Here is a 4,637-nt window from a genome sequence, read left to right as displayed (position 1 = left end):
AAAAAAAAGGCCCAGCCTAAGCTGGACCTTGTTGAATAAGGATATTTACACTACAACCGGAAATGAAGATATGAGTAAAAAATGCTCACACTACAAATTTAATCGCAGATATTTTTTAATGCAAGGTTTACACACTTGCCAATTTCTCTTTTTTCAAAAATACCTTTATTGCCTTTTCACTGTCTGCCTGCGCCATTAAACACAATGTAATGGCGGCTTCGCATTTGGCCTTATTCGCATTATGGTTTTTAATCATTTGTTCCAGTGGAATAGGGCGGTGCCCTTCACCCTGACAGCGGTCGCATTTTTTAAAACGATGACCACGCGGCGACCATACTTTCCCAGTGCCATGACAGGCAGGGCAATTACGGTCAGCTAATAAACACTTAATGACGACTAAAATATCATTTGCGTGGAACTTTTGTTCCACAAGTACCCGTGCTACCTGGGTGCCAGCTTTCTTGTCACCGGCCTGTAACTTGATGACATTCCAGCCTAAGACACTGGCGCGTTCCCCAACCACACCAGCCGTCTTTAGTGACTCTGCCGTCAACAAACCCGATGACAGCGTTCGCCACAATGGCCCCGCAGGCACTGAGTACATCCCTAATACAGATTCTAACATTCGCAAATCCTCCCTGATTCACAGATCAGATTATGCGCAATAAATTAGCCTCTGTTGAATCTTTCCACACTCAGCAAAACGCTGCTTGTGACTGCTGCTTTGTGGTGCGTCCTTGCTCAGCTGTCACTGACTGCTTTTTTACTTGTGCCCTTTTTACCTTATTTCTCAGGTTCTGGTTTTTATTTTTTAGTCGCTCAGTATTTGACGGCTTTTCAATTCTTCTAAACTTATCTCTATGAATTATATTGCTTATAACTGGGAGTTCTTCACTCATGGCCATATAGGTTGGTATATATTCCCGTGCCTCATAGTATACGTCCAGCGCTTCTTTTAGCGTGGCTGATTCGAGGGCTATTTCTACGTTTTTCCTCGCACCGGCGTGGCTCTGCTTCTGCATTCTTCCGCCCTTCGCTCTGATATCTTCACGGATTTCTTTCACCATGGCATATAAACCCTTAGCCCCATGAACAATACCAACGGTTTCTTTTATCAGAGCGAGCAACCCCTTTGTGGGTAATCTGAATTCTCTTACCACATCTTCCATAACCAGCCTGATCAACAATGCCAGTGCGCCTTTATGAACGGCACCGAGCGCAGACCCTCTGAGTATCCATAGCTTTGCCCATTCCTCGCGGTCATCAGAGGCGGCTACCTTTTCTTCAAATGTAACGTACACATCTGTCATCCCTTCTTCAATAAACTCCCGCAATTCCTTGAAAACTTTCGCTCGTTCCATTTTCTTACTCCGATCTTGCTGTAACTGGAAAATATCCGCACTGAATTGTTGTTTGCTAACTGACTGGTTGGTCAGCCTTTTTTTATTGTTTTATTGATCAAATATTAACAACCGTTTGCCAGTAGCGTAACCCTAAGAGGCGGTTAATTTGTCATATATATGTGTGTATAGATCAAAAATTGCTCTAAAACTGACGTTGAGGGCAGATCTGTGATCGGGCACTTAGCTATTAACTTACCAATTGACAGAATGATCATATTGATCAATGATCCAGAAAGGATCGCAAAAAAGTGCTGACGGGATCTTTTTGCGACAAAAAAATGACTATTTATTAATGACTTCCCGCCGTCCAGAATGACAAAAAGGCACCCTTGCAGGGGTGCCTTTTCGAGGGATTTGGCAGTGCTACCAACACTGTCCGTGACGGTGAGGACTTACAACCCTAGAGTCCATATGATATTTCAAACAAAAAATATCAGGGGAGGCGTATGTCTTCACTGACAATAGTAGCAAAACTGACCACTTTCTCAACCATTATTTGGTCTGATAGCTCGAAAATCGCCATATTAAACAGCGTCGTAGCTTCCTGTAATGGGGGTGAATCGCTGTGAATCAGGCATTTACCTTACCTTCGCTCAGACATCACAAGCAGTTGATCTGTTATCTCAACGAGTGCCAAAAGGCGACACGCAGCACAAAATCGTCGCGCATACTCGACCTGCTGATCGCTATGGCGCATCACCTCAACATGAAAACACGGACCTGTCACCCGTCCCAGGGACGACTTGCCGCTATGGCCGGTATCAGTGAACGCACCTTGCGCAACTACCTCCGCGAACTGGAGCGCGACGGCGTGATAGCCTCGCAGCAGCGTTTCAATGCCTCTAGCGTCTATTCGCTGTGTTTCGAAAAACTTGCCGGTCTAATTTGCCGACTAACAAGGAATACTGATCGTATTCCTGATCCTTCAAACAACACGCCAGTGCCGCGCGTCGCTGAGATCGTCGAGGAAGCCAAAGCCTATCAGGATGGCTTTAAAGTCGGGTGCCTGGCCATGCGTGAGACTCTTTTTGCTGCGCTCAAAGGCAAAAAAGCACTGACACAGCGACCGGCAGGGGAGGGGAGCCAAGGCGCAGCCCGTAAAGCGTTGGCAGAACGGCAGGCCGCAGAGGCTGAACAGGCGAAAATTGAGACTAAACAGACTCACATTGTGCGGAACGGGCGGTCATATTTGGCCAGTGATGTTGTAGAATCCCCACCACCAAAAGCTGATCTGGTTGCTCGACAGCAACGACAGGGGTTTTTGAGCAATCTGAAACAGAAACTATTCAACAGAGGGAATTGATTTTGAGGTATCACATCGCTAGAGGGCTGTTTCACCTATTGGGCGTCGTTTTCATGGGGAACGCCGCCTACTACAGCTACCTGGCTGTAACGGATAGCGCGCTATACTGGTTTCTTGCCTACAACTTTCTATGGTCAGCCGTCGTTTCGCTGTCATCTGACATTACGCGATTGCGTGACAATGAGTCCTACCCAGTCTACTTCATCAAAAACGCGTTTATCCCTCTCCTGATTGCCCGCAGCAATAAATTCCAGCGACTGCAGAAGCAATTAAACGACATGCTGGACGATGACAGTTTCAGCGCCCGTGAAATTGATGAGATTGGCACCGCGCTGGTTTATGGCAACGTCGGACAAATGCAGACCGCGATCAACAAAGCCTACCGTATGCGATACCAGCGCGAGGGGGCAACAAATGTTGAAGCTTGAGCGGTATTTCCATCGGTTCGCGCTGTGGGCCAATGCGTCCGGGGCGGCGTTTAATCTGGTCGGCTTTTTTCTTAACCTCCATGTTAATTCGATGCTGGCCATCGTGAATGTGTTCGGATTCATTATTAACAGCTGGCTGGCGGTGTGCTGCTACTACGGTAGGGGAATGTACATCCTTGAGCATGAACCCCCCCACATCTTACGCAGCTTATCCCTGTCCATGAATCCATTAGAACTACGCAGACGTCACAAGCGGCTCATGGTGGCCATAAACGGTCTGACTGATATCGAACGTGGCAAACTTGCCGCTGAGTGGATGCCAGACACTCTGGCGCGTCTAAAATGGCGTGGCCGGTCTGAGTGGCAAATCATCCGCACCTGGGAATTTATGGACAATGAATTACGTGTGTGTAAAGAAAACCAACATCGGATTTCTGCGGTACAGTAGGGATTCGATCTTAGCAACCTTGAGTCAACGCAACTTTGCGCCGGTGGTGAATCCTCCGGCTTTTTTTTGACCTAATTTTAGCGCTGCGCTACTATCGCCAGATAACCTGTATAAAATTTCGAATTCTATTGATTCAACCCAGACAGTCATCCTGCTGGGTTTTTTTCTGGCAGAAATGTGATATTCACTTATAGCTATTAGCTAACAGATCATTTATTGTATTCTGACGTTGCCAATGGCAACCAGCAATCCAGATGCTCTTAGGGTTGCGTCCATCAGTGATCTCTGGCTGTAGCGCCGGTGCGGGTTCCCCAGACAGTTTGCCCAATCCAGTGCGAAAGCCCTAACGAACCCTCATACGCCATTTTCGTATGGGGGTTTTTTAGTTCTTGCGCCGCTTTAAGCGCCATGGCCAGATCGTGATCATCCACAACGATTCATCCGGCGGCAGATCACGCCTCAGCGCAATGTTTGATCCAGTGATCAAGTACAGGCTCATGAAAGGGCCAATGGTCACTGGCATGTCTGGCAGGATAATCGACATCAAACACACGACCAGCATCAGCCACCAACTCCACGCCGTCATGCGCCTCGCCATTGCCCTTGCTTCACTCTGCTTCATCGTTGTTCCACTTTACCGGCTCAAGGTGGCCATCTGGTTTTTTGACGCACAGAACGGCATCCGTCCAATTGTAGTCAACCGCGAAATACCGCTCGGCCTGTCTTTGCGTCTGGCCAAACATCACGCCCAGGACTGCAGCGCGATCAATGTCGATCATCGCACGCCCATCCATCACCACCCAGTCGCGCTTGCCTTCCCAGGTGATCATATGATTTCCCCTGCCAGCCTCAGAAACGCAAAGAGGTGATTAGCGTCGTTTTCGCTGATATCCAGATCATCAGCGGCCTGCTGTGGTGTGACGCCAGGGAAGAACGGCTGAAACCCATTCTCGCTATGCTTCTTCAAATACCCCAACATCCCTTGGCCATAGTCCTCGCCATAGTACCGGCGAACGCGGGCCACTATAACCTCTGCATCCATGTTCCTGCAGGCT

The 4,637-nt window shown here is 48.2% G+C and carries 8 protein-coding genes; 3 read left to right on the top strand and 5 right to left on the bottom strand.

Translation table 11 applies throughout. From position 1 onward, the window contains the following. Positions 1-127: 127 nt before the first annotated feature. Complete coding sequence (locus tag H511_RS0109010; protein WP_027252009.1) at positions 128-625, bottom strand: hypothetical protein; 498 nt, start codon at positions 623-625, stop codon at positions 128-130. Between the two features lie 70 nt (positions 626-695). After that, positions 696-1,361: a hypothetical protein gene (locus H511_RS0109005; RefSeq protein WP_027252008.1), complete on the bottom strand. Its 666-nt coding sequence runs from the start codon at positions 1,359-1,361 to the stop codon at positions 696-698. Positions 1,362-1,968: 607 nt separating this feature from the next. Between H511_RS0109005 and H511_RS0108995 the strand changes: the two genes are divergently transcribed. Genes H511_RS0108995 through H511_RS0108985 form a run of 3 tightly spaced genes read left to right on the top strand, consistent with a single transcriptional unit; the run spans position 1,969 to position 3,582 of the window. Then, positions 1,969-2,706, top strand: coding sequence for a helix-turn-helix domain-containing protein (locus H511_RS0108995; RefSeq protein WP_155804843.1), 738 nt, complete (start codon positions 1,969-1,971; stop codon positions 2,704-2,706). A 53-nt stretch (positions 2,707-2,759) separates the two neighbouring features. Continuing rightward, positions 2,760-3,134, top strand: coding sequence for a hypothetical protein (locus tag H511_RS0108990; RefSeq protein WP_027252006.1), 375 nt, complete (start codon positions 2,760-2,762; stop codon positions 3,132-3,134). Then, a complete protein-coding gene (locus H511_RS0108985) occupies positions 3,121-3,582 on the top strand; it encodes a hypothetical protein (protein ID WP_027252005.1) in 462 nt (153 codons plus the stop codon). Before H511_RS0108990 ends, H511_RS0108985 begins: the two co-directional genes overlap by 14 nt. Positions 3,583-3,964: 382 nt before the next feature. On the opposite strand, the gene H511_RS0108980 is transcribed toward H511_RS0108985, so the two are convergent. From H511_RS0108980 to H511_RS22940, 3 genes are all read right to left on the bottom strand, one after another. After that, on the bottom strand, positions 3,965-4,204 hold the full coding sequence (locus H511_RS0108980) for a hypothetical protein (RefSeq protein ID WP_155804842.1): 240 nt from the start codon (positions 4,202-4,204) through the stop codon (positions 3,965-3,967). Further along, positions 4,191-4,412 carry a hypothetical protein gene (locus tag H511_RS0108975; protein ID WP_027252003.1) on the bottom strand — a complete coding sequence of 74 codons (222 nt, stop codon included), beginning with the start codon at positions 4,410-4,412 and terminating at the stop codon, positions 4,191-4,193. The genes H511_RS0108980 and H511_RS0108975 overlap by 14 nt, the downstream gene beginning before the upstream one ends. Beyond that, positions 4,409-4,637 (bottom strand): hypothetical protein (locus H511_RS22940; RefSeq protein WP_036759303.1); only part of this gene is annotated, 229 nt, incomplete at its 5' end. The genes H511_RS0108975 and H511_RS22940, both read right to left, overlap by 4 nt.

The sequence above is a fragment of the Photobacterium halotolerans DSM 18316 genome (assembly GCF_000425165.1).
In the GTDB taxonomy this organism is placed as follows: Bacteria; Pseudomonadota; Gammaproteobacteria; order Enterobacterales; family Vibrionaceae; genus Photobacterium; species Photobacterium halotolerans.
The sequence above is the reverse complement of the archived record's forward strand: the minus strand, read 5'-3'. Positions and strand labels throughout refer to the sequence as shown.

What these genes read in the sequence shown, in the direction of transcription:
- H511_RS0108985 (WP_027252005.1), top strand. Translation starts at nt 3,121, where the DNA reads ATGTTGAAGCTTGAGCGGTATTTCCATCGGTTCGCGCTGTGGGCCAAT.
- H511_RS0108980 (WP_155804842.1), bottom strand. Translation starts at nt 4,204, where the DNA reads ATGAAGCAGAGTGAAGCAAGGGCAATGGCGAGGCGCATGACGGCGTGG.
- H511_RS0109010 (WP_027252009.1), bottom strand. Translation starts at nt 625, where the DNA reads ATGTTAGAATCTGTATTAGGGATGTACTCAGTGCCTGCGGGGCCATTG.
- H511_RS0109005 (WP_027252008.1), bottom strand. Translation starts at nt 1,361, where the DNA reads ATGGAACGAGCGAAAGTTTTCAAGGAATTGCGGGAGTTTATTGAAGAA.
- H511_RS0108990 (WP_027252006.1), top strand. Translation starts at nt 2,760, where the DNA reads ATGGGGAACGCCGCCTACTACAGCTACCTGGCTGTAACGGATAGCGCG.
- H511_RS0108975 (WP_027252003.1), bottom strand. Translation starts at nt 4,412, where the DNA reads ATGATCACCTGGGAAGGCAAGCGCGACTGGGTGGTGATGGATGGGCGT.